We start from the raw sequence: 21,448 nt of genomic DNA on the forward strand, positions 1-21,448 counted from the left end.
ACACGCCGTCGCTCGGGCTGTTCAGCCCTCGAACGCGTCGATCGACGCCTTGCTGCTGCGCGACACCAGCGTCTCGTCAGGCGCGGACACCCCCTCGCCCTTGTCGCGAAACCGGTTGGTGATGGGATAGCGGCGGTCGCGGCCGAAGTTCCTCGCCGTCACCTTCACGCCGGGCGCAGCCTGGCGGCGCTTGTATTCGGCGACATTGAGCAGATGGTCGATGCGGGTGACGATCTCGCGGTCGAAGCCGGCGGCGATGATCTGATCCAGCGGCTGCTCGCGCTCGACCAGGCGCTCCAGAATGGCGTCGAGCACGTCATAGGGCGGCAGCGAATCCTGGTCGGTCTGGTTCTCGCGCAGCTCCGCGGTCGGCGGGCGCGTGATGATGTCGGGCGGAATGACCTCGCCCGCAGGGCCGAGCGCGCCTTCCGGCTTCCAGCTGTTGCGCAAGCTTGCCAGCCGAAACACCTGCGTCTTGTAGATGTCCTTGATCGGGTTGAAGCCGCCATTCATGTCGCCATAGAGCGTGGCATAGCCGACCGACATCTCCGACTTGTTGCCCGTCGTCACCACCATCAGCCCGGTCTTGTTGGAGATCGCCATCAGCAGCGTGCCGCGGGTGCGGGCCTGGAGGTTTTCCTCGGTGATGTCGGGCGGCAGGTTCTTGAAGATGCCGGACAGGATGGTCTCGAAGCCGTTCACAGCCTCGGCGATCGGCAAAACCTCGTAGCGGATGCCGAGATGGCCGGCGAGTTCGCCGGCATCGGCGATCGAGTGTGCTGCCGTGTAGCGATAAGGCAGCATCACGCCATGCACCTGATCGGCACCGAGCGCGTCGACCGCGATGGCCGCGCACAGGGCGGAATCGATGCCGCCGGAAATCCCGAGCAGCACGCCGGGAAAGCCGTTCTTGGTGACATAGTCGCGCAAGCCCAGCACGCAGGCCGCGTAGTCGGCCTTGTCGCTCTCGGGCAGTTCGGCGATCGGGCCCGTGCAGCGCCAGTCGTCGCCGTTACGGGTAAAGCGCAGCGTGACGACGCTCTCCTCGAACGCCGGCAGTTGCGCCGCAAGCGAGAGATCGCCGTTGAGCGCGAAGGAGGCGCCGTCGAATACCAGCTCGTCCTGGCCGCAGACCTGATTCAGGTAGACCAACGGGAGGCCGCTCTCGGTCACGCGCGCGACCGCAACCGACAGGCGCACGTCGTTCTTGTCCCGGGCATAGGGCGAGCCGTTCGGCACGAGGATGATCTCGGCGCCGGTCTCCGCCAGCGTCTCGACCACGTTCTCGTAATCCTCGGACTCCTCCAGCCAGATGTCCTCGCAGATCGGCACGCCGATGCGCACGCCGCGCACGGTGACGGGACCGGCGGCAGGTCCGCGCGAAAACAGCCGCTTCTCGTCGAACACGCCGTAATTCGGCAGGTTGCACTTGAAGCGCAAGCTCGCGATGCGGCCGCCGTCGAGCAGCGCGCAGGCATTGTAGAGCCTGCCCTCCTCGACCCAGGGCGTGCCGACCAGCATGGCCGGGCCACCGTCCGCGGTCTCGCGCGCGAGGCTCTCGATCGCGGCGCGGCAGGCGGCCTGGAACGCCGGCTTCTGCACCAGGTCTTCCGGCGGATAGCCGGCGATGAACAATTCCGGAAACAGCACGAGATCGGCGCCATCGGACTTGGCCTGCGCGCGCGCGGCACGCGCCTTGGCGGCATTGCCCTCGATGTCGCCCAGGGTCGGGTTGAGCTGGGCGAGCGTGACCGCGAATTCATTGAGACGTTCGGTCATGGCGCTCCCATTCCCAGGCTAGAGGAACCCCAGCCGCTCGATGATGGCGATGATCCAGAACGCGCCGGCCATCAGCAACGCAACGCCGACCGCGGCCGAGCCCATGTCCTTGACGCGCCCGATCTGCTTGTCGTGGTCCATCGTCAGCCGATCGGCGAGCTTCTCTATCGCGGTGTTGAGCAGCTCGACCACCAGAACGAAGGCGACGGAACACACCAGCTCGACCGCGCGCATCGCGGTCGCGCCGATGAACCAGGCGAGCGGCACCGACAGCAGGAGCGCAAAGATCTCCTCGCGGACGGCCTGCTCCGATCGGAACGCAAAGGCCAGACCGTTCCGGGAATTGATCGTGGCCTTCCAGATCCGCAGCAAGGTTTCAGAGCCCCGCTGCGGCCGGAATCGGCTGCGCCTTGCCGGCGCGCTCCTGCTTGAGGAGCTCCGCGACCAGGAAAGCCATGTCGATGGATTGCTCGGCATTGAGACGGGGATCGCAGACCGTGTGGTAGCGGTCGTTGAGGTCCTCGTCCGTGATCGCGCGGGCGCCGCCGAGACACTCGGTGACGTTCTGGCCGGTCATCTCCAGATGCACGCCGCCGGCGTGGGTGCCTTCGGCCGCGTGGATCGCGAAGAACGACTTCACCTCGGACAGGATGCGGTCGAACGGCCGCGTCTTGTAGCCCGACGTGGAGGTGATGGTGTTGCCGTGCATAGGGTCGCACGACCAGACCACGACCCGGCCCTCGCGCTTCGCGGCGCGGATCATGTTCGGCAGGTGCTCGCCGATCTTGTCCGAGCCGAAGCGGCCGATCAGCGTCAACCGGCCCGGCTCGTTGTCGGGATTGAGCACGTCGATCAGCTTCAAGAGCTCGTCGGCCTTCAGCGAGGGACCGCATTTGAGCCCGATCGGGTTCTTGATGCCGCGGAAATACTCGACATGACCATGATCGAGCTGACGGGTGCGGTCGCCGATCCAGATCATGTGGCCCGACGTCGCGTACCAGTCGCCGGTCGTGGAATCGACGCGGGTCATGGCCTGCTCGTAGCCGAGCAGCAGCGCCTCGTGACTGGTGTAGAAATCGGTGGCACGCAGCTCGGGATGGCTTTCGAGATCGAGGCCGCAGGCGCGCATGAAGTTGAGCGCGTCCGAGATGCGGTCGGCCAATTCCTTGTAGCGGCGGGACTGCGGCGAGTCCTTGAGGAAGCCGAGCATCCATTGATGCACGCTGCCGAGATTGGCGAAGCCGCCGGTGGCGAAGGCGCGGAGCAGGTTCAGCGTCGCCGCCGACTGCCGATAGGCCATCAGCTGGCGCTGCGGATCCGGCACGCGCGCTTCCCTGGTGAACGCGATGTCGTTGACGATGTCGCCGCGATAGCTCGGCAGCTCGACGCCGTTCACCTTCTCGGTCGGCGATGACCGCGGCTTTGCGAATTGGCCGGCAATGCGGCCGACCTTCACCACGGGGACGGCGCCGGCATAGGTCAGCACCACCGCCATCTGCAGCAGCACGCGGAAGAAGTCGCGGATGTTGTTGGCGCCGTGCTCGGCGAAGCTTTCGGCACAGTCGCCGCCCTGGAGCAGGAAGGCGTCGCCGGCCGCCACGCGCCCCAGGGCCTTCTTCAGATTGCGCGCCTCTCCGGCGAACACCAGCGGCGGAAAGGTCGCAAGCTGCGCCTCGACGTCGGCCAATGCCTTGGCGTCGGGATAGTCGGGCACCTGTAGCACCGGCTTGCTGCGCCAGGACTCGGGCGTCCACCGCTCGGACATCGCAATCTCTCCGTGAAGCAAAAAGCACAACCTGATCTAGGGGTTGCGAGGGCCGCCTTATACACAGGCTGGCTTCCGGCCGCCAGTTGTAAATCCATTTCGTACCGCAAACCCTTGCGGGCCATAGCCGAATTCGCATTTGTTTGGCGCCGGCAAGAAGCCGGCAGGACACAAACCGCCCATGAACGCGGCACTGGACGACGTTTTCATCGACGAGATCAGCTTCCCCGCGACCGACGGCTATGCGCTGACCGGCACCCTGTTCCTGCCGGCGAGGATCTGCCCCAGGGCGTCTTCCTGCAATGGGCCGAATGGGTCTCGAGCCCGCGCCTTCTGTGTGGCGCGGCGTCGCTGAATGGATTCAGGTAGAATGAGGCCGCGTCATCGGATGATCGTCGTCAGAGACGAGTAGCGCCTGGTCGGCTTGGCTTCGCCCGGCGCGAACTGTGCGAAGGCGTCGCTGACGCGCACCGCCGGCGGCGTGTCACCGGCGAAGCGGAATTCCATCGGCCGCGGCGCGTAGAAGCTGGCGCGGTAATATGCGTCGTCGAAACGCGTCTCGCCGACGCCGAACAATACGTCGCAGACGAACAGGAGCGCGTAGACTCCCGCGACCGCTGCGATGATCTCCCTGAGAATTGACATGCCGATGCCCTGCCCTTTTGCGGGCAGGATGCAGATCGGTTCCAAAATCGAAGTTTAAGGCTGCGCGGTTCTTGTCCGCTGGGTTTGCCGCCGCTGAACGGATAGCAGACAATTTTATCGATCCGGAGGCCGAACGCCCGCTGCAGTCGGCGGCTTTACTGCCGCGCGCTCAGAAGGCAGGCCGCAAGTTCGGTCCGATTGTGCACGCCGAACCGGCGGCAGAGATTGGCGACGTGCTCCTTCACGGTCTGGTCGGATATTCCCATTTCGCGGGCAATCTCCTTGTTGGTCTGGCCGCGGCAAACCCTGATGGCGACATCAGCCGAACGCGGCGGCAGCGATGCCGACAACGTCCCGGCCGGACGGCTCGGGCTACGGTGGGTTTCAATCTCGCCCGCATTCATCATGTTGGTCAGCGCCAGCGAGCCGGCGCGGCATAGCATCTCCATGCGCAGTCGTGCGCGCGGCGTATAGGGTGCGCCCGTCTCCGTCGTCGCAGTGAAGAGCACGCCGATGATCTTCTCGCCACACCACAGTGGCCCGCCCATATTGTAGGCGAAGCCCCATTCATGCAGCATCTCGAAGGTCGGGCTATGTCGCCAATGCTGCGGGCCGATCACGGTTTCGCCGTCGACCGCGCAGCCGCGGGTCATGATGCAGTCGAGCACCGGGTCGTGCTTCCAGAAGCCGGCCTTGTAATTGTCGAGCAGGCCGTCGGCGACGTAGCGGCTGTAGACCAGGGCAGGCTCGAGCCCGTCGAGCAGATAGAGGCCGACAGTCGGCGATCCCGTGAGTTCGGTGATTGCTGAGCAACAGGCCACGCCAAGCGCACGCACCGAACGGCTCTCGGCGATCGACATCAAACGATCCGCCAGCCGGCCCTCGGGCAGACCGTCCAACTGCTCCTGCCTGGCCCTCACCGCCACTCCTCGCGCGACGTGCGCCCATTGGGATTTGTTATAGGCTTAAAATTTCTTCTTCGCCCGTTCTCCGGTCAAGCGAAAAGAAGCGGCAGAACCGTGCTTCTCCGGCTCAGCTTTACGGCACAGCAGCAACGGCGATCCCCCCATGATGGGGGATTGCCGGTCTGCCCACTTCATCCCTAGCATTCGGCCATCGTGATCGCGTGACGACATCACGCGGTTCCGACGGGGTCACGTCACCAACGCGAACTGCCTGCTCACCCGCGCACCAACAGCCTTGGCACGCGACGGCGAAGCTTTGCCGACGGACGCCGTCCCCCGCCGGTCCCGATCCTCCCCGCCGATCGCACGGCGGAGCTACAGCTTGACGTGGAGATACCGACCATGAGCCTTTCCATGCAACGCGCCGCCAAGCCCTCCACGACGCCATCAGTGGCCGAGTTCCACGCGCGCCTTGACGCCGTGCTGCCACTGGTCGAGTCCCGCGCGGCCGAGGCCGAGGCGCAGGGCTATCTCACCGACGATGTCGTCGCCGCGCTTCGCAAGGCCGGTATCTACACGATGCTGTTTCCCCGCGAGGTCGGTGGCGCCGAACTTCTGCCCTACGACGCCATGACCGTGATCGAGCGCCTTGCCTACACGCATGCGTCCGCCGGATGGTGTGCGATCGGCAACAACATGGAAGGCACGACGCTCGCGATCTACGTCGAGGACGAGGGCATCAAGAAGGTCTTCGCAAAAGGCGCCGACATCACCATCGCCGGCAACGGCGTCCCGCGGGGCTTCGCCCGTCCGGTCGATGGCGGCTACATGATCCGCGGCAACTGGGCCTATGGCAGCGGCATCCAGCACGCCGAATGGGTGCATTCCGGCTGCTTCGTCACCGACGCCTCCGGCAAGGACATGGTGTTCGGTCCCAACGGACAGCCCAAGATCGTCGTCACCCACCATCCGCGGGCGACCATCAAGCTGATGGGCAATTGGGACGTGCTCGGCCTGCGCGCCACCGGAAGCTTCGACTACACGCTCAGCGAGGGCGACGAGCTGTTCGTGCCGACACACATGACCTACGATTTCGACATCGGCGCGCCACGTCGCGGCGGCGTGCAGGGCGCGCTGGGGCTCGCGGGCTATAGCGCCTGGTCGCACTCGAGCTGGGCAGTCGGGGTCGGCCGCCGCATGCTCGACGAACTCGTGAAGGTCATCGTCTCGCGCCAAGATCCCTTCGGCAAGTCGTGCGAGAGCGCCAGCTTCAAGTTCCAGTTCGCGCAGGCCGAGGCTCGTTTTCGCGCGGCACGTGCGCTGGTGCACGAAACCTGGAAGGAGGTCTCCGAGACCTGCGCCGGCGGCGAAAGTCCCTCGCTGGCGCAAATGACAATGATCAAGCTGTCGCTGCGCCACATCCACGACGTCCTGTCCGACGTCTCGACGTTCGCGCACCGGGCAGCCCGAGGTGCCTCGCTGCACAACACACCGATGCAGCGCTTCTATCGCGACATCCACTCAGGCACCCAGCACATCCTGATGGCCGACCAGATCGTCGAGGAATGCGGCCGTGCGCTGCTCGGCCTTCCCGGGCCCGGCGCGCAATGGACGGTGTTCGGGGTGACCGGCTGAGCGCGCAGGAGGTCGGCGTGAACAGATCCCGCATCGTTGGCTTCTGCGGCAGCAGCTGGCGCCCGGCAAAGTCGCGCGTGCTTGTTGAAGCCGTTGCGGCCGATCTCCTGGCGCAACACGCGCTCAAGACCGACATCCTCGACCTCGTCGATGCCGGCCAGGGCATCGCCGCGTTTACCCGCAACGGGCTCGACGAGCGCGCGCGCGACCTCGTCGAGGCGATCGAGCATGCCGATGGCCTGGTGATCGGTTGCCCGGTGTTCCAGGGCTCATATCCCGGCCTGTTCAAGCATGTCTTTGACCTGATCGAGCCCGGCGTGCTGCGCAATCGCCCGGTGCTGCTGACAGCGGTCGGCGGCGGGCTGCGCCACTCGCTGGTGGTCGAGCATCAGCTCCGTCCGTTGTTCGGGTTCTTCGAGGCCTGCACGGTGTCGACCGCGATCTATGCGAGCAGCGACGAACTGGCGCCGGGCGCCGCGTTGGCGCCGATGATTGCCGCTCGCCTCGCCAACGCCGTGGAACAATTTGCAGCGCTTGTCGGCGACCGCCGGGTCAAGGCCGCATGACCCCTCTTCCGCTGCGGCGCCCAGACAGGCTGCCTTCAACCGGAGACATCCATCATGCTTGAGACCGTCAAACCGTCGCCCGACCTCACCGGCTTTGCTCGCGCGGAATACGACATCAACGGCGTGCGCACCGTCGTTCACACCATCGGAAGCGGCCCCCCGCTGGTGTTCCTGCACGGGACCGGAACCTTTACCGGCTTTGAGATGGCACGCGACTGGGCGAAGCGGCACACCGTCATCATTCCCTATCAGGCCGGTTTCGGCGACTCCGGCGATGCGGTCTGGATCGATACGATCGAGGATCATGTCCTCCAGACCACGGACTTGCTCGACAAGCTGGGATTGGCGACGTTCGATCTTGCCGGATTTTCGCTCGGCGGGTGGCTCGCCGCCGAGTTCGCCATCCGCCAGCCGCATCGCGTCCGCAAGCTGGTGCTGGTCGCGCCCGCCGGCCTCGTGGTTGCGAGCGCGCCGGCCCCCGGCTTGTTCGAGATCGCGCCACAGGATTTGCCGGCCTATCTCGCGCACGATCCGTCAAACGCGCTGCGTTACTTTCCCAAGGCGCCAGATCCTGCGTTCGACGCCCGCCTCGGGCGCGAGGTGACGGGCTTCGCCGAGCTGATCCGCAGCGATCCGCAGGGCAATCCAAAGCTCGCGCACTGGCTGCACCGGATCACGATGCCGACGCTGGTCTTGTGGGGCGCCGCGGATCGCCTGCGCCCAACGGCGCAGGCCGGAGCCTGGAAGGCCGGGCTGCCCCACGCGCGCGTGACGCTGGTGCCGGACACGGGACATCTGGTGTTCGAGGAAACACCCTCCGCCGCACATCACGTCACCGATTTTCTCGCCGAGTAGCTCAGACAGAAGGACACCACCATGATCGAGATGCCTCCGGGCGTAACCCCCGCCAAAGACGGCTTTGGCAACGTCGTCTGGAGCATTCTGGGCCAGACGTACACGCTGAAGCAGCACTCCGAGGCGTCGATGGCTTGGCATGCCGTGTTTCCCGACGGCACCTTCGTGCCGCCGCACGTTCATCCGACCCAGGACGAATTCGTCTACGTACTGAGCGGCCGTTACGATCTCTGGCTTGATGGGAAGGACCTGGTGGCGACCGCCGGGGACCTCGTGCGCATGCCCAAAGGCATTCCCCACGGCATCTTCAACAAGTCCGGCGAAACCGCGACCAGCCTGTTCTGGGTTGCGCCGACGCGATCGCTCAGGGAACTGTTCGAGCGCATCCACAACCTGCCCGATCCGCAGGAAGTCGTTCGGCGTGCCGCCGAGCACGAGGTCAATTTCCTGCCGCCCCCGGCCTGATGCTCGTCTCCGCCGACAGCTCAAACCGCGAGGATCGATCATGACGATCAACTGGACCACCATTTCCGAGAGCGATCGCCGACGGATTGCCGTCTGGCAAAAGTGCATGCTGGCACTCGCCATCTTCTGCGAGATATTCCTCGCGGCCGACTGGTACGCCTTCGCGGCCGTGCTGCCTTTCGTCTCAGAGAGCCTGAAACTCAATCCCGCCGAGGCCGGTCTGGCGCAGGGCATCTTCGCACTGACCTATGGCATCGGGATGATGGTGTGGTCACCGGTGAGCCGCTCGATGACGGCGCGCAACATGCTGCTGATCGGACTTGCCGGCACCGGTCTCGGGATGATGCTTCAGGTGTTCGTCCAGACCTACACCCAGCTTGTGCTGCTGCGGCTCCTGATCGGCTTTTTCGATGCCGGCATTTTCATCGGCAACATGAAGCTGATCTTCGGCTGGTTTCCGCAGAGCCGGCGCGGGTCGGTAGTCGGAATCATCCTTGCGGCCTACAGCCTCGCCATCACCATGGATTTCGCACTCGGCATTCCCCTGACTATTGCGACCGGATGGCGGACCTTCTTCGCGGTACTGGCGATCGGCACCCTGATCGTCGCTGCGATTAACGCGCTCGTCGTTCGCAATAGCCCGAGCGAGATCGGCATCGTCGACTTCACCTGGGGGAACGAGACGCCTCAGAAGCACCTGCCGCTTGGCGAAATCTTCCGCTCGAAATGGATCGCAGTCGGTGGCTTCGGCATCGTGGCCTGTACCTTCGCAATCGCCGGCACGGCGACCTGGGTGGTGCCCGCCTTTATCGCCGTGCAGCACATGCCGCCGGAAGCCGGCGCTGTGATCGGCACCGTGATGGGGCTCTCGCAGGTCCTGTTCCTGGTGATCGGCGGCTACATGTCCGACCGGCTCGGCAAGCCGTTCATGATCAAGCTCACCGCGGGGCTCGCCTTCCTGACCGCCCTGATGTTCCTCTGGAGCGTCGTTACGCCGATGCCGTTCGGTGTGCTGGTGCTGTTCGCAGCCCTCAGCGGCGTCGCGCTGCTCGGCGGCGGCGCGATCTTCGCGCTGCTCAGCGAAAAATACTCCGACGCGCTCGCACCGGCGGCGATCGGCTATGCGGAGGTGTTCGGCATCTTGTCGGCTTTCGTGGCGCCCTGGATGATGGGAGCCATCGTCAACGCCTCTTCCGGCGCGTTCACCGGGGCTTTCGTGGCCTTCGCGGTGGTCGAGTTGATCATCGTCGGCCTTCTGCTGATCCTCGCCCGCGAGGACGTCAGGCAGGGAGCGGTCGTCGGCAGTCCAGCGGAATGAATACGCTCTCTAGAGAGCGGAGGCAACGGCATCCCGCGAGCTCTGCGGACAGAAACCATGAACGGACGCCGGCCACCTCCCGTCAGAGGCCTGGATGGTCGTTCAAAGCAAACATCACCTGCTCATCGGCAGCTTGTGATCCCTCGCGAGGAGCTACAGGACGACGTTCGGCGAGGCTCCGCCGATACGGTGGCGGGGCCGCCGCCTCAAGGCGCGGCCCCATTCGCAAGGCTCAACCGTGCTCGGCCTCCTTGCGATGGCCGCTCTCGCTGAGACGGTCGACCCAGGCGATGCCGATCGCCGAAACGATGAAGGTCATGTGAATCAGCACCTGCCACATCACGCCGGTCTCGGTGAAATTGCTCCGCGTCGTGCCGAGATTGCCGGCCTCGATGAAGGTCCTGAGCAGCGAGATCGAGGAAATGCCGATGATCGCCATCGCGAGCTTGATCTTGAGCACGCTGGCATTGACGTGACCGAGCCATTCCGGCTCGTCGGGATGGCCGGTCAGGTTCAGCCGTGAAACGAAGGTCTCGTAGCCGCCAACGATCACCATGATCAGCAGGTTCGAGATCATGACCACATCGATCAGCCCGAGCACGACCAGCATGATCTGCTGCTCGCTGGCGTCGAACGAGTGCGCGACCAGATGCCAGAGCTCCTTCAGGAACAACAGCACATAGACGGCCTGGGCGACGATGAGGCCGACATAGAGCGGCAATTGGAGCCAGCGCGAGCCGAAGATCAGCTTCGGAAGCAGGCCGACCGGCGGCAGTGGCGCGGCCGGCGCCGAAGGTGCTTTGGGTTCAGACGTCATTGATCACTCCGGGTTGCAAGCAGCATGCGCCTCAGAGACTCGCGATGACAGGCGCGAGCTCGAGCGAGCCCCGATAGATCATCTCGAAAGCGACGTAAATGATGATGGCGAGGCCGACATAGGCGACCCAGCGCTGCTTCTGGAGCACGCGGCCGAGCAGATCGGCGGCGACACCCATCATCGCGACGGACAGCAACAGGCCGAAGGCGAGGATGTAGGGATGCTCGCGCGCGGCACCCGCGACCGCGAGCACATTGTCGAGCGACATCGAGACGTCGGCGGCGACGATCTGCACCGCCGCCTGGCCGAAGGTCTTTCGCTGTGCCGGCGCGGCATCCGCGCCGCCGCCATGGCTGAACGCGAGCTGCTCCGAATGCGTGGCCTGCTCGCGCAGCTCCCGCCACATCTTCCAGCAGACCCAGAGCAGCAGCACGCCGCCGGCGAGCAGCAGCCCGATGACCTGCAGGAGCTGGGTCGCAACGCCGGCGAAGGCGATGCGCAGCACGGTGGCGGCGGCGATGCCGACGATGATGGCGCGGCGGCGCTGTCCGGCCGGCAGGCCCGCCGCGGCGAGGCCGATGACGACGGCGTTGTCGCCGGCGAGGACGAGATCGATCAGGACGACCTGAAACAGCGCGGCCAGCGCCTCGGCGGTAATGAATTCAGTCATGTTTGATCATTCTTCGATGTCGACGGATCGAGCCAATGCGGCTTGCGGCGCTCGATCCAGTCGAAGACCTTCGAACGGGAGGAGCGCAGCGCCGGCACGTCCTCGGCGAGCAGCGCGAGGCCGAGCGGCAGCATCCAGACGCCGAGCAGCGGCAGGAAGGAGAGCACGCCGCCGGCGACCAGCAGCGTGCCCGAGGGGATCCTGACCCAGCGGCTGGACGGCTTGAGCAGATAGGTGAAGGTGTCGCCCATGCGCCCCGGCAGGCGGTCGACGAGCTTGGCCAGCCGCGGGTCTCCACCGGCGATCTCGCCGGTGGTGCCCACGGCTTCGGTGGTGCGCTCGTCCGAAACTGTGCTCATGCTTACTCCTTCGGGGCGGCCTGGAGCGTGGCGTCCGCTGCACTGGGCACGACCGGCTTCGCGCGCGGCAGCACCAGCGTCAGCAAGCGCAACAACTTGATCGCCTGGACTTCGTGGGGATGGACGTCCTCATCTGCGGCAGCAACGCGCTCCGACAGCTCGATCAAATGGGACGAGAGCGGCAGATTCGAAACCGGCCGCAGCGTGTCGATCACGACGTTTGCAAAATCCGGCTCCTCGAGCCGTTCGGCGAGTTCATCGAACATCGCATAGAGCCGTTCGTCCGAAATGTGCGGCGCCAGCTTGCGGTCCCTGATGAAACAGATCACCTCGTCGCGCTCGACCGGCGAGACGCGCCGGTCGGCAACCGCAACCAGCGCGCCCACGATCACCAACGCGACCGCCGCCTGTTCGTTCAGGCTCGACGGCTCCGTGATCTCGATTTCCATCGGACTTGAAGTTCTGGCGTCAGACATCGTAGCTCCCTTAACTTGCGAAATGGCCGCACGGAGCTGCGATCGGGACGAATAGTCGGAGAGAACGAACAAAGGCCCGACGATCGGCCGATCCATCGCATTCGCGCGGGACAGGTCATCCGACATCGCGAGGTTTACCGACATGGTCGGCGTCCTCGCCAGAGGGGCCCGGATTCTTGTTCTGCCCAGAGATAAAGGCAGCTCTGTCGGAATCAAGCCAACATGACTGCGACCAGCCGCCGCATCGGTTCCGTGTTGCCGGGCTTACGCAATGGTGTGCCAACCACGCACATCGTCGCGACAGCCACCGGCCAACCCCACGGCTATCGCATGTGGATTTTCACGAGGACCGTGGGCTTGCTCCACCTCTCCCGCTTGGCTTGCGGGAGAGGCCGACGCGCCCCAAGCGATGCGAATCGTCCGCCCCGCGCGCGGCGGGTGAGGGTTCTCACCGCTCTCAACAATCCCAATGCGGAGACAGGCCCCACCCCATCCCTCCCCCGCGCGGAACCCGCGCGGGAGAGGGAGCCGACCGATGCCGCCCGCATCGAGCGCTCCATATGCGATAGCCCTGCCGCCCAACCTACCCCACCCGCTCAACGAGATGCGCACGGGACGGTCCGGGTTCGAACCGGTCGCCGAAATATTGCGTTTCGTGTGCCACGAGGCCGTCGCGAAATTCCATGATGCTGACGACGTAGGACGGCACCCCGTCATAGCTCAGCACGAACTCGCTCACCCAGAGATCACCGCCGCCGATGATCCGCCGAACCGTGAAGCGCTTCTTGTTCGGCTGCACCGTCCGGCTTTCCTGGATATTGCTGCGGCCGCGGATCCGCTCTCCCGACTGCGGATAGTCGAGCACGGCGTCCCCGCGATAGATATCGTGCTCGGCTTCGAAATCGTTCGCATCCGAGGCGTCCCAATGGCGCCTGAGCGCTGCCAGCGTCGCTTGATCATCCATTGCGCCTCTCCCGTTTCTCGTCTCAGCCCTTCAGATCGGCGCGCGGACGGCCGCAGACAAGGCACTCTCGCAACGTCTAACAACCCCTAACGGGCCAAAACCACGATCTGGGTGCAGATTGAGGGGCGTCGCAATCTGGAATTCGCCAAATTGCGCAGGCACGGTGGTTTTGGCCGAGGAAGGTCCATGGCTCGTCTGCTCTCACTCAATGTCGGCTTGCCGCGCGACATCGCCTGGCAAGGCAGGACCGTCCATACCGGTATCTGGAAGACTCCCGTCACAGGCCCGCGCAGGGCTCGCCGGCTCAACATCGACGGCGACGGCCAGGGCGACACGGCGGGTCACGGCGGCGAGCATCGCGCCGTCTTCGTCTACCAGGACGAGTCCTATCGCTATTGGCAGGGCCATCTAGGCCGATCGAACCTCGTCCATGGTCAATTCGGCGAGAACTTCACCGTCGAAGGCCTCGCTGACACCGAGGTTTGCATCGGCGATCGCTACAGGATCGGCTCGGCCCTGTTCGAAGTCACGCAGCCGCGCGTCACCTGTTACCGGCTCGGCATTCGCATGGACGAACCTGACATGCCCGCACTGCTTGTGAGGCACGGCCGGCCCGGCTTCTATTTTCGTGTGATCGAGGAAGGTGACGTCGAGGTCGGCGACGAGATCACGCAAGTCGGCAGCGGCCCTGAAAGTATGAGCGTGTTCGAAATCAACGCACTGCTTTACTTGCCTCCTCATCCGCCCGGGCGCCTGGAGCGCGCGCTGAAAATTCCGGCGCTGAGCCTCGGCTGGCGTCGTTCCTTCGAAGCTCTCCTCGAACAGCAAAGCAAGGACGATACGGCAGGTAACGCCGGGCTCGGCCCGGCGGCGAGCCCTCCTCCGGCCTGGCGCGGCTTCCGCCCGTTTCGCGTCTCACACAAGATCGCCGAGAGCAGCAACGTGACGTCGCTGATCCTCGAACCCGCGGATGGGCAGCCCGTGGCCACCGCCCTGCCCGGCCAATTCGTCGTCGTGCGACTAGGATCATCTGCGATAACGCGCAGCTATTCGCTGTCCAGCCACACCGAGTCCGCGGCCTATCGCATCAGCGTCAAGCGGGAAGCGCATGGTGCAGCGAGCAGCTATATCGCCGATGAACTTCAAACCGGCGACGTCGTGCAGCTTGGCGCGCCACGCGGCAGTTTTACGCTGCGGCCGGATACGGGGACCGTCGTCCTGCTCAGCGCTGGCATCGGCGTGACGCCGGTGCTCGCGATGCTGCACACGCTTGCCGCGCAAGGCACGAGGCGCGAGGTCTGGTGGCTGCACGGCACACGCAACGGCCGCGAACATCCCTTCGCCGCCGAGGCGCGCGCGCTGCTTGCCGGGCTGGCTCACCATCACAGCCATGTCTGCTTCAGCGCACCAGATCCGGCTGACCGTCGAGGGATCGACTTCGACAGCTCAGGCCATGTGGATCAGCGCCTGCTCCAGATGCTCGACGTGCCGTCCGAGGGCGATTTCTATCTCTGCGGACCGGCGGCTTTCATGAGCGATCTCGCGGCCGGCCTCGCCGCATTGGGCGTTGCACCCGATCGCATCCACACCGAGCTGTTCGGCGGCAAGCCTTCGCTGACACCGGGTATCGCTGCCGGGTCGAAGATACCCGCGCACAGGCCAGCCGGAGCATCAGGCCCGGGCCCGATGGTGTCGTTCGCCCGCAGCGGTCTCAATGTCTGCTGGGGGCCATCCTATGCGAGCTTACTCGAGCTCGCCGAGGCGTGCGACGTCCCCGTGCGCTGGTCATGCCGGACGGGGGTTTGCCACAATTGCGAGAGCGGGCTCGTGGCCGGAGAGGTCAGCTACGGGCCAGATCCGCTTGATCCGCCGGCGGACGGAAATATTCTGATCTGCTGCTCGCGCCCGCAAGGCGATATCGTGATCGATCTGTAGGGTAATCAGCGATGAACACGGGAGGGTTCGATGCGGACTGACATGGTGCCGGGAGCGACCTTCCCGGATTATGAGCTCAGCGACCACACCGCCAAGCACCGCAAGCTCTCCGAGTTGCAGGGAGACGATCCCATGATCGTCGTCCTCGGCCGAGGTGGATTCTGCCCGAAGGATCGCCGCCAGACCGAAGGGCTCGTTCAGCTCCATCGGGAAATGGAGGTCGGCTATTGCCGGCTGGTCACGATCACCACCGACAATATCACCCAGACCAATGAATATCGCAGCGGCGCGGGCGCGCACTGGCCCTTCCTCTCCGACCCGCGGCGGATCGTACAGAAGGACCTCGACATCGCCGAATACACCGATCCCGTCCACAATCCGATGATCCCGCATGTCGTCGTGCTGGAGCCCCGCCTCGTCATTCACAAGATCTATAACGGTTACTGGTTCTTCGGACGTCCGACAGTCGAAGAACTGCGCCAGGACCTCAGGGCGGTCAGTATGAAGTGCCGGCCGGATTGGGACATCACCGCGCCCGGACTCAAAGCGCTCTGGGACCAGGGCCGCAAGGAACATTTCTATCCCTACGGCAAGGCTTACGTCGAGACTCTCGGCTGACCGGATGCGCAAGGGCGCGGACTATTCGTTCGCACCCAGGAGGAATACCTCCTCCGGGACCAGCGCATCCGTCGAGCGCAGCGCTTCCCTGCCGTCATAGCGCCCGCGCAAGCTTCGGCAACGAAAATGCCATTCCTGAATTCGACGATCGCGGAGGAGCGTATGAACCGCATCACATCCTGCACCGGCTGCGGCCATGCCCTCGTCCCGATTCTGACGGCCAAAGGCCGCGTGGAACCGAGCTGTCTCTGGTGCGAAGGCCTCGACGCCCGCGCTCTGGACATGGCGAAGTGGGCGGATAGCCCGTTCGGCAAGCCCGAGCGGAGCGTCCGTCAGTCGTTCGAATGAACGGCTTGAGACACTGAGCCGCCGGGCATTTGCCTGTTGTCGCCGCGAGCTGCACGGCTGCATGCGCCTGCAGGACCTGCCGACAAATTAGACAAGACAGGTCGCTCCACCGAACTTGCGGACCTGCGCGGAGAGGTCAGGCAGGTTGGCGAACCCGCTGTCTAACCTTCAGTGCAATCTCGCTTTTCTGGCGCGCCGCCCGCGGACGGCGAGCCTGCGCGCGCACCGCCCGCCGAATGGCCCGAAATTCGCAAGACAGCCTTTGGCCCAATTCCCTGCCCGCCCACGATAGAGAGCGGAAAGTTGCGTGCGCCCAGCTCCGGGATGGACGGCCCCAGATCGGAGAATGCCATGAACGTGCATGCTGCCGGAGATCTCAAATTCACCGGTCTTACCCATCCGAACGGCGCGCGGCTGCGTCTCAACGACCAGGACTTCGTGGCGATCGATCGCGACCGGGATGCGAAATTCGAGGCGACGTACCGGCCGCAGGCCCTCTACAACCGCGCCAATGAAGGCTTTCACGCCAACAACGAGACCTTCCTGCTGCACGAGGTCGCGACCAATCTGCCGATCTACCGGCCCGACACCGGGCCCACCGATTTCCATCTTCATCTTCCGCCGGGCGGCTTTCAGCTCGTGCTGGTCACTTCTGGCGCGTTCACCTTCGACTATGACGGACGCTGGTACAATGTCGGCCCGGGCGCGGTGATGCTGCAAAGCGCGATCGTGCATCGCCAGCTGTTCTACACCTGGTCGGGCCTGTCGACCGAAGAGAATTTGAAGACGCCGCAGACGGTGGTGCCCGATCCGATCTCGATGGGCTATTCCGGCAAATTCCTCGAAGCCTTCATCACCGATCCCACGACGTTTCCGAATCCGACCGTTGTCGGCCCGGATCAGATCAATGAGGACGAAACGCCGCGCGTGGCCTGGAGCCATCCGCTGCATGACCGCCCGGCCGATGCCGGCTTCTGGCTTCAGGATCCCCTGGCGCTCGACGCACTGTTCAAGCCGCTCACCGACGGTTCTGTCAGATCGGCGATGCCGGTTTACGTGCGCGATATCGGCATCGAGATTCCGAGCGGGCATCTCGTCACGGGCCACATCATCGCGACCGACCCGCGTGGCCACGCACTCTTGCCGAAGAGCACGTCTGCCGCGGCGGACGCGACCTGTTTTGCGAAGGGTGAGGTGGTGATCTATCGCGTCATTCGCGGCACGGCCGAGTTCAAGAGAAAGACCGGCGAGAGCTTCGAGCTGTCAGCCGGCGACGTGGTGACGGCGGGCAGGGATTCCGTCAGCCTCACGGCTGTCGGCGAAAACACCCAGGTGCTGCGGCTCGGCCTGCTCAAGGGCATGAACGAGCTGCGCAGCTGGACGCCGACGCAGCGTGACGAGATCGACGGCCTCGCCGGTCAGATCATCACCCACAAGGACGTCCGCCCCCTGCGCACCGAAGGCAAGCCGGTCGGGTATCTGTACGGGTAGGCGCATATCTCGTTTGCGGCCATCCTTCGAGACGCCCGCCTGCGGCGGGCCCTCAGGATGAGGTCGTGTTTTGTGGCGAAATCTTAGACCCTCATGGTGAGGAGCCCGCCACAGCGGGCGTCTCGAACCATGCAGGCCCGGCTCGTCCGGCAACCTCCCCCTACTCCGCCGCCTGACGCACGTGGCGTGCGGTCGGGGTGCGCATCGTGACGAGCTCTTCGGCCGCGGTCGGATGCAGCGCGATGGTCGCGTCGAAATCCGCTTTGGTCGCCTTCATCTTCACCGCGATCGCGACGGCTTGCGTGATCTCGGCGGCGGCATCGCCGACGATGTGGCAGCCGAGCACGCGATCAGTCGCGCCATCGACGACGAGCTTCATCAGCACGCGGGTATCGCGGCCCGACATCGTCGCCTTGATGGGCCGGAACGTCGTCTTGTAGATGTCGACGTGGTTGAATTGCGCGCGCGCCTCGGTTTCCGTCAAGCCAACCGTGCCGACCTCCGGCTGCGAGAACACGGCGGTCGGGATGTTGGCGTGATCGACCCTAACCTCGCGCTTGCCGAACACGGTGTCGGCGAAGGCATGGCCCTCGCGGATCGCGACCGGCGTCAGGTTGAAGCGGTGGGTGACGTCGCCGATCGCATAGATGCTGTCGACCGAGCTCCTGGAGAAATGGTCGACGGCGATGCCGCCATTGTTCGGGTTGATGGCGACGCCGGCCTTCTCCAGCCCGAGATTGGCGACGTTGGGATGGCGGCCGATGGCGAACATCACCTGGTCGGAGCCGATGCTCGATCCGTTCGACAGATGGGTGGTGAAGCTCTCGCCATGGCGATCGACCTTGGTCACCGTGCAGCCGGTGAGAATGGTGATGCCCTGCTTCTCCATCTCGCCGCGGACATGGGTCCGGACATCCTCGTCAAAACCGCGAAGGATGTTGTCGCCGCGATAGATCACGGTGACGTCGGAGCCGAAGCCGGCGAAGATGCCGGCGAATTCCAGCGCGATGTAGCCGCCGCCCTGGATCACGATCCGCTTCGGCAGCTCCTTCAGGTGGAACGCCTCGTTGGAGGAGATCACGTGCTCGATGCCGGGAATCGCGGCGCCATGGTTGGGCGCGCCGCCGGTAGCGATCAGGATGTATTTTGCGGTGATCTTCCTGTCGTTCTCAAGCAGGCGGACGGTGTGCTTGTCCTCGATCACCGCGCGGCTCTTGACGATCTGCGCGCCCGACTTCTCGACGTTCGTCGTATAGGCCGCCTCCAGCCGCGCGATCTCCTTGTCCTTGTTGGCGATCAGCGTCGGCCAGTCGAAGCCGGCCGGCGGAACGGTCCAGCCGAAACCCGCGGCGTCCTCGATGTCCTGACGAAAATGCGAGCCGATCACGAACAGCTTCTTCGGCACGCAGCCGCGGATCACGCAGGTGCCGCCCATGCGATACTCTTCCGCGATCATCACGCGGGCGCCGTGCGCGGCTGCGATCCGGGCGGCACGCACGCCGCCCGAACCACCACCGATGACGAAGAGGTCGACGTCGAATTCAGCCATGGTCCACTCCGACCTCTTTCAACAATCTCTGATCAAATAGGATCGATCAGATCTCCTTGCCACGCTTGCGCATCTCGGCGCGGAAGGCGCCCATCACGGTGTCGGCGAAGTTCTGGGCCCAGGAGTTCATGAAGGCCATGCTGAGCCCGATGGCGCGCGGCTCGGCCTCGATCAGCTTCTTGCCCAGCGGCGACTTGTAGAAGGTGACGAGATCCTTCAGCTCCTGCTCGGTGAACTCGCTGGCATAGATCTGGGCCATGCCTTCGCCGATCTCGTTCTGGCGGCCGGCGAGCTGCTGGGCCACGATCGGCGCGACCTCGTTGAGGTCCTTCTGGTAGTTGAGGTTCTGCTGCGTCAGCGCGATCTTGGTCTTCTCGACGAGGCCGGGCACGGCGCCCTGATACATCGCCGTGGCGTTCTTGATCTGCAGGATCTCCTTCGCCGCTGCGATAGCCGCCGGCGAGGATTTCGGCTGAGCCGGTGCCGCGGCGGCCTTGGGGGCTGGCGCCGGCTGCTGCGCCATGGCCGGGGCGGCCGACAGGGCCAGTCCCACAGCGAGAGTCGCGGCCGGCAAGAATTTCAACACGTCCTTCATTCCTGGTCTCCTTTCGGCTTGCGCCGTTCAATCACGCGAATACCTTCGCCGCCCGCCAGAACGGCCGAGCTGGCCAAGCCGATGAACAAACCGTGCTCGACCACCCCGGGGATGGCGCTCAACGCCTTGGCGAGACCGGGGGGATTCACAATACTTCCGAGCTGGGCATCGACGATCCAGTGGCCGCCATCGGTGACGAAAACGTGGCCGCCCTTGTCCTTGCGGACCGCCATTTGCCCGGAAACGCCGCATTCGGCAAATGCCTTTTCGATCGCGCGGCGCGTCGCTCCGAGCCCGAACGGGATAACCTCGACCGGCAGCGGAAACTTGCCGAGCGTCGGCACCCATTTGGTGTCGTCCGCAATCACGATCATGCGATCCGAGGCGGCCGCCACGATCTTCTCGCGCAGCAGCGCACCGCCGCCGCCCTTGATCAGATTGAGGTCGGGATCGATCTCGTCGGCGCCGTCAACGGTGATGTCGAGATGGTCGATCTCATCCAATGTCGTCAGCGGCACGCCGCAACGTTCCGCATCAGCGCGCGTGGCTTCGGAGGTCGGTACGCCGATCACCTTGAGCCCGGCGGCGACGCGCTCGCCGAGCAGCTCGACGAAATGTTTGGCCGTCGAGCCGGTGCCGAGCCCGAGCTGCATGCCGTCGCGCACCTCCTCGAGGGCGCGCGCAGCAGCCTGCCGCTTCAACTGGTCCATGTTCACGTGTGCGCCCGCCCTGGATTCGGAGGATGAGCCGCCGATCGCGGCCGCTTTCGGCGGCCTATGTAGCCTCGTTTTCCTCGCGGGAACAGGCCTATAAGGTGATCTTATGGGCCCGCCCCTTGCGCGGATGCGACCGGGCCGGTAGCGCTTGGACCATGACCTCCTTCAAAGAGACTTGCCCTCACACCATCGTCTTCGATCTCGACGGCACGCTTGTGGATACGGCGCCCGACCTGATCACCGCGCTGAACTACGTGCTCGACCGCGAAGGCCTGCCGCCCGTGCCGATGGCCTCCGCCCGCAACATGATCGGCGCCGGCGCCCGCAAGCTGATCGAGCGCGGGCTGGAGGCCGAGGGCCGCACCGTCACTCCCAAAGACATGGACCGGATGACCGCGGATTTCATTGCCTATTACGCCGACCATATCGCGGTCGAATCCCGCCCCTTTGAGGGGCTCGAGGCCGCACTCGACCAGTTCGCGGCGCGAGGCCATCGCCTCGCGGTCTGCACCAACAAGCTGGAATGGCTGTCGAAGCGGCTGCTCGACCAGCTCGACCTCAGCCGCCGTTTCGCGGCGATCTGCGGGGCGGACACTTTTGGTGTCCAGAAGCCCGATCCGACCATTTTCCGCGAGACCGTGGCCCGGGCCGGCGGAGACGTGAAGGCCAGCATCATGGTCGGCGATGCCGGCACCGACGTCGGGGTCGCCCGGCGCGCCGGAGTGCCCGTGATCGGGGTCAGCTTCGGCTACACCGACGTGCCGATCGCCGAATTGAAGCCGGACCGGCTGATCCATCACATGCGCGATCTGCCGGCGGCCGCCATCAGCCTGATGACGGCTTCACCGGTCGCAACCGGCTGATACAACTAGATTATTCTCGCGACGCCCTGCGTTAACCATCAACTACCTATGCACAGCGCGCCAATTGCCTGCCCCAAACGACACTCCTAAGGTCGCCCCGGGGATGTGGCGGTT

At 64.9% G+C, this 21,448-nt stretch carries 23 protein-coding genes and 1 pseudogene; 11 read left to right on the plus strand and 13 right to left on the minus strand.

Annotated elements, in window-relative coordinates:
• Window positions 1-21 precede the first annotated feature (21 nt).
• The 3 genes from IVB23_RS04915 to IVB23_RS04925 are packed head-to-tail and all read right to left on the minus strand — an operon-like array spanning window position 22 to window position 3,544.
• On the minus strand, window positions 22-1,779 hold the full coding sequence (locus IVB23_RS04915) for an NAD+ synthase (protein WP_247802675.1): 1,758 nt from the start codon (window positions 1,777-1,779) through the stop codon (window positions 22-24).
• An 18-nt stretch (window positions 1,780-1,797) separates the two neighbouring features.
• A complete protein-coding gene (locus IVB23_RS04920) occupies window positions 1,798-2,151 on the minus strand; it encodes a diacylglycerol kinase (RefSeq protein WP_028179961.1) in 354 nt (117 codons plus the stop codon).
• Between the two features lie 4 nt (window positions 2,152-2,155).
• A complete protein-coding gene (locus IVB23_RS04925) occupies window positions 2,156-3,544 on the minus strand; it encodes a 3-deoxy-7-phosphoheptulonate synthase class II (RefSeq protein ID WP_247802677.1) in 1,389 nt (462 codons plus the stop codon).
• A 181-nt stretch (window positions 3,545-3,725) separates the two neighbouring features.
• On the opposite strand from IVB23_RS04925, the pseudogene IVB23_RS04930 reads away from it, so the two are divergent.
• Window positions 3,726-3,815, plus strand: a pseudogene (locus tag IVB23_RS04930) (alpha/beta hydrolase); the annotation flags it as partial.
• A 110-nt stretch (window positions 3,816-3,925) separates the two neighbouring features.
• On the opposite strand, the gene IVB23_RS04935 reads toward IVB23_RS04930, so the two are convergent.
• Entirely contained in the window at window positions 3,926-4,189 is a 264-nt protein-coding gene (locus tag IVB23_RS04935; protein WP_197965845.1) for a hypothetical protein, read from the minus strand.
• A gap of 155 nt (window positions 4,190-4,344) precedes the next feature.
• Window positions 4,345-5,109 carry a LuxR C-terminal-related transcriptional regulator gene (locus IVB23_RS04940; protein WP_247802679.1) on the minus strand — a complete coding sequence of 255 codons (765 nt, stop codon included), beginning with the start codon at window positions 5,107-5,109 and terminating at the stop codon, window positions 4,345-4,347.
• Window positions 5,110-5,496: 387 nt separating this feature from the next.
• Here IVB23_RS04940 and IVB23_RS04945 point away from each other — a divergent pair, with 387 nt between their 5' ends.
• From IVB23_RS04945 to IVB23_RS04965, 5 genes are read left to right on the plus strand one after another with little or no spacing between them, the layout of a single operon-like run.
• On the plus strand, window positions 5,497-6,729 hold the full coding sequence (locus IVB23_RS04945; RefSeq protein WP_247802681.1) for an acyl-CoA dehydrogenase family protein: 1,233 nt from the start codon (window positions 5,497-5,499) through the stop codon (window positions 6,727-6,729).
• 17 nt (window positions 6,730-6,746) lie between these two features.
• On the plus strand, window positions 6,747-7,295 hold the full coding sequence (locus tag IVB23_RS04950) for an NAD(P)H-dependent oxidoreductase (RefSeq protein ID WP_247802682.1): 549 nt from the start codon (window positions 6,747-6,749) through the stop codon (window positions 7,293-7,295).
• Between the two features lie 54 nt (window positions 7,296-7,349).
• Window positions 7,350-8,150 (plus strand): alpha/beta hydrolase, encoded by an 801-nt coding sequence (locus tag IVB23_RS04955; RefSeq protein WP_061877723.1) that lies wholly within the window; start codon window positions 7,350-7,352, stop codon window positions 8,148-8,150.
• A 21-nt stretch (window positions 8,151-8,171) separates the two neighbouring features.
• Complete coding sequence (locus tag IVB23_RS04960; protein ID WP_247802683.1) at window positions 8,172-8,615, plus strand: cupin domain-containing protein; 444 nt, start codon at window positions 8,172-8,174, stop codon at window positions 8,613-8,615.
• Window positions 8,616-8,655: 40 nt separating this feature from the next.
• Complete coding sequence (locus IVB23_RS04965; protein WP_247802685.1) at window positions 8,656-9,933, plus strand: MFS transporter; 1,278 nt, start codon at window positions 8,656-8,658, stop codon at window positions 9,931-9,933.
• Window positions 9,934-10,165: 232 nt separating this feature from the next.
• Here the strand turns inward: IVB23_RS04965 and IVB23_RS04970 are convergent, their stop codons facing one another.
• The 5 genes from IVB23_RS04970 to IVB23_RS04990 all read right to left on the minus strand — a co-directional run bounded on the left by IVB23_RS04970 (window position 10,166) and on the right by IVB23_RS04990 (window position 13,219).
• Window positions 10,166-10,750 carry a TIGR00645 family protein gene (locus IVB23_RS04970; RefSeq protein WP_247802686.1) on the minus strand — a complete coding sequence of 195 codons (585 nt, stop codon included), beginning with the start codon at window positions 10,748-10,750 and terminating at the stop codon, window positions 10,166-10,168.
• A gap of 31 nt (window positions 10,751-10,781) precedes the next feature.
• Entirely contained in the window at window positions 10,782-11,420 is a 639-nt protein-coding gene (locus IVB23_RS04975) for a TerC family protein (RefSeq protein WP_061877726.1), read from the minus strand.
• Window positions 11,417-11,779, minus strand: coding sequence for a hypothetical protein (locus IVB23_RS04980; protein ID WP_028181516.1), 363 nt, complete (start codon window positions 11,777-11,779; stop codon window positions 11,417-11,419). The genes IVB23_RS04975 and IVB23_RS04980 overlap by 4 nt, the downstream gene beginning before the upstream one ends.
• A gap of 2 nt (window positions 11,780-11,781) precedes the next feature.
• Window positions 11,782-12,255: a TerB family tellurite resistance protein gene (locus IVB23_RS04985; protein WP_247802687.1), complete on the minus strand. Its 474-nt coding sequence runs from the start codon at window positions 12,253-12,255 to the stop codon at window positions 11,782-11,784.
• A gap of 583 nt (window positions 12,256-12,838) precedes the next feature.
• On the minus strand, window positions 12,839-13,219 hold the full coding sequence (locus tag IVB23_RS04990) for a nuclear transport factor 2 family protein (protein ID WP_247802689.1): 381 nt from the start codon (window positions 13,217-13,219) through the stop codon (window positions 12,839-12,841).
• Window positions 13,220-13,405: 186 nt separating this feature from the next.
• On the opposite strand from IVB23_RS04990, the gene IVB23_RS04995 reads away from it, so the two are divergent.
• From IVB23_RS04995 to IVB23_RS05010, 4 genes are all read left to right on the plus strand, one after another.
• Window positions 13,406-15,154: an MOSC and FAD-binding oxidoreductase domain-containing protein gene (locus IVB23_RS04995; RefSeq protein WP_247802690.1), complete on the plus strand. Its 1,749-nt coding sequence runs from the start codon at window positions 13,406-13,408 to the stop codon at window positions 15,152-15,154.
• A 30-nt stretch (window positions 15,155-15,184) separates the two neighbouring features.
• A complete protein-coding gene (locus IVB23_RS05000; protein ID WP_247802692.1) occupies window positions 15,185-15,772 on the plus strand; it encodes a redoxin domain-containing protein in 588 nt (195 codons plus the stop codon).
• Window positions 15,773-15,934: 162 nt separating this feature from the next.
• Window positions 15,935-16,120: a hypothetical protein gene (locus IVB23_RS05005; RefSeq protein WP_247802693.1), complete on the plus strand. Its 186-nt coding sequence runs from the start codon at window positions 15,935-15,937 to the stop codon at window positions 16,118-16,120.
• 351 nt (window positions 16,121-16,471) lie between these two features.
• Entirely contained in the window at window positions 16,472-17,611 is a 1,140-nt protein-coding gene (locus IVB23_RS05010) for a glucuronate isomerase (RefSeq protein WP_247802695.1), read from the plus strand.
• Window positions 17,612-17,771: 160 nt separating this feature from the next.
• Here the strand turns inward: IVB23_RS05010 and gor are convergent, their stop codons facing one another.
• Genes gor through rpiA form a run of 3 tightly spaced genes read right to left on the minus strand, consistent with a single transcriptional unit; the run spans window position 17,772 to window position 20,471 of the window.
• Window positions 17,772-19,160: a glutathione-disulfide reductase gene (gor, locus tag IVB23_RS05015; protein ID WP_061877728.1), complete on the minus strand. Its 1,389-nt coding sequence runs from the start codon at window positions 19,158-19,160 to the stop codon at window positions 17,772-17,774.
• A gap of 46 nt (window positions 19,161-19,206) precedes the next feature.
• Entirely contained in the window at window positions 19,207-19,755 is a 549-nt protein-coding gene (locus IVB23_RS05020) for a DUF2059 domain-containing protein (RefSeq protein ID WP_061877729.1), read from the minus strand.
• Entirely contained in the window at window positions 19,752-20,471 is a 720-nt protein-coding gene (gene rpiA, locus IVB23_RS05025; RefSeq protein WP_247802696.1) for a ribose-5-phosphate isomerase RpiA, read from the minus strand. The genes IVB23_RS05020 and rpiA overlap by 4 nt, the downstream gene beginning before the upstream one ends.
• A gap of 155 nt (window positions 20,472-20,626) precedes the next feature.
• On the opposite strand from rpiA, the gene IVB23_RS05030 reads away from it, so the two are divergent.
• Window positions 20,627-21,334: an HAD family hydrolase gene (locus tag IVB23_RS05030; protein WP_247802698.1), complete on the plus strand. Its 708-nt coding sequence runs from the start codon at window positions 20,627-20,629 to the stop codon at window positions 21,332-21,334.
• Window positions 21,335-21,448: the final 114 nt, after the last annotated feature.

The sequence above is a fragment of the Bradyrhizobium sp. 191 genome, from assembly GCF_023100985.1.
In the GTDB taxonomy this organism is placed as follows: Bacteria; Pseudomonadota; Alphaproteobacteria; order Rhizobiales; family Xanthobacteraceae; genus Bradyrhizobium; species Bradyrhizobium diversitatis.

Coding starts and splice junctions, on each gene's coding strand:
- IVB23_RS04915 (WP_247802675.1), bottom strand. CDS start 1,779: ATGACCGAACGTCTCAATGAATTCGCGGTCACGCTCGCCCAGCTCAAC.
- IVB23_RS04925 (WP_247802677.1), bottom strand. CDS start 3,544: ATGTCCGAGCGGTGGACGCCCGAGTCCTGGCGCAGCAAGCCGGTGCTA.
- IVB23_RS04935 (WP_197965845.1), bottom strand. CDS start 4,189: ATGTCAATTCTCAGGGAGATCATCGCAGCGGTCGCGGGAGTCTACGCG.
- IVB23_RS04945 (WP_247802681.1), top strand. CDS start 5,497: ATGAGCCTTTCCATGCAACGCGCCGCCAAGCCCTCCACGACGCCATCA.
- IVB23_RS04955 (WP_061877723.1), top strand. CDS start 7,350: ATGCTTGAGACCGTCAAACCGTCGCCCGACCTCACCGGCTTTGCTCGC.
- IVB23_RS04960 (WP_247802683.1), top strand. CDS start 8,172: ATGATCGAGATGCCTCCGGGCGTAACCCCCGCCAAAGACGGCTTTGGC.
- IVB23_RS04965 (WP_247802685.1), top strand. CDS start 8,656: ATGACGATCAACTGGACCACCATTTCCGAGAGCGATCGCCGACGGATT.
- IVB23_RS04970 (WP_247802686.1), bottom strand. CDS start 10,750: ATGACGTCTGAACCCAAAGCACCTTCGGCGCCGGCCGCGCCACTGCCG.
- IVB23_RS04975 (WP_061877726.1), bottom strand. CDS start 11,420: ATGACTGAATTCATTACCGCCGAGGCGCTGGCCGCGCTGTTTCAGGTC.
- IVB23_RS04980 (WP_028181516.1), bottom strand. CDS start 11,779: ATGAGCACAGTTTCGGACGAGCGCACCACCGAAGCCGTGGGCACCACC.
- IVB23_RS04985 (WP_247802687.1), bottom strand. CDS start 12,255: ATGTCTGACGCCAGAACTTCAAGTCCGATGGAAATCGAGATCACGGAG.
- IVB23_RS04990 (WP_247802689.1), bottom strand. CDS start 13,219: ATGGATGATCAAGCGACGCTGGCAGCGCTCAGGCGCCATTGGGACGCC.
- IVB23_RS04995 (WP_247802690.1), top strand. CDS start 13,406: ATGGCTCGTCTGCTCTCACTCAATGTCGGCTTGCCGCGCGACATCGCC.
- IVB23_RS05000 (WP_247802692.1), top strand. CDS start 15,185: ATGCGGACTGACATGGTGCCGGGAGCGACCTTCCCGGATTATGAGCTC.
- IVB23_RS05005 (WP_247802693.1), top strand. CDS start 15,935: ATGAACCGCATCACATCCTGCACCGGCTGCGGCCATGCCCTCGTCCCG.
- IVB23_RS05010 (WP_247802695.1), top strand. CDS start 16,472: ATGAACGTGCATGCTGCCGGAGATCTCAAATTCACCGGTCTTACCCAT.
- gor (WP_061877728.1), bottom strand. CDS start 19,160: ATGGCTGAATTCGACGTCGACCTCTTCGTCATCGGTGGTGGTTCGGGC.
- IVB23_RS05020 (WP_061877729.1), bottom strand. CDS start 19,755: ATGAAGGACGTGTTGAAATTCTTGCCGGCCGCGACTCTCGCTGTGGGA.
- IVB23_RS05030 (WP_247802698.1), top strand. CDS start 20,627: ATGACCTCCTTCAAAGAGACTTGCCCTCACACCATCGTCTTCGATCTC.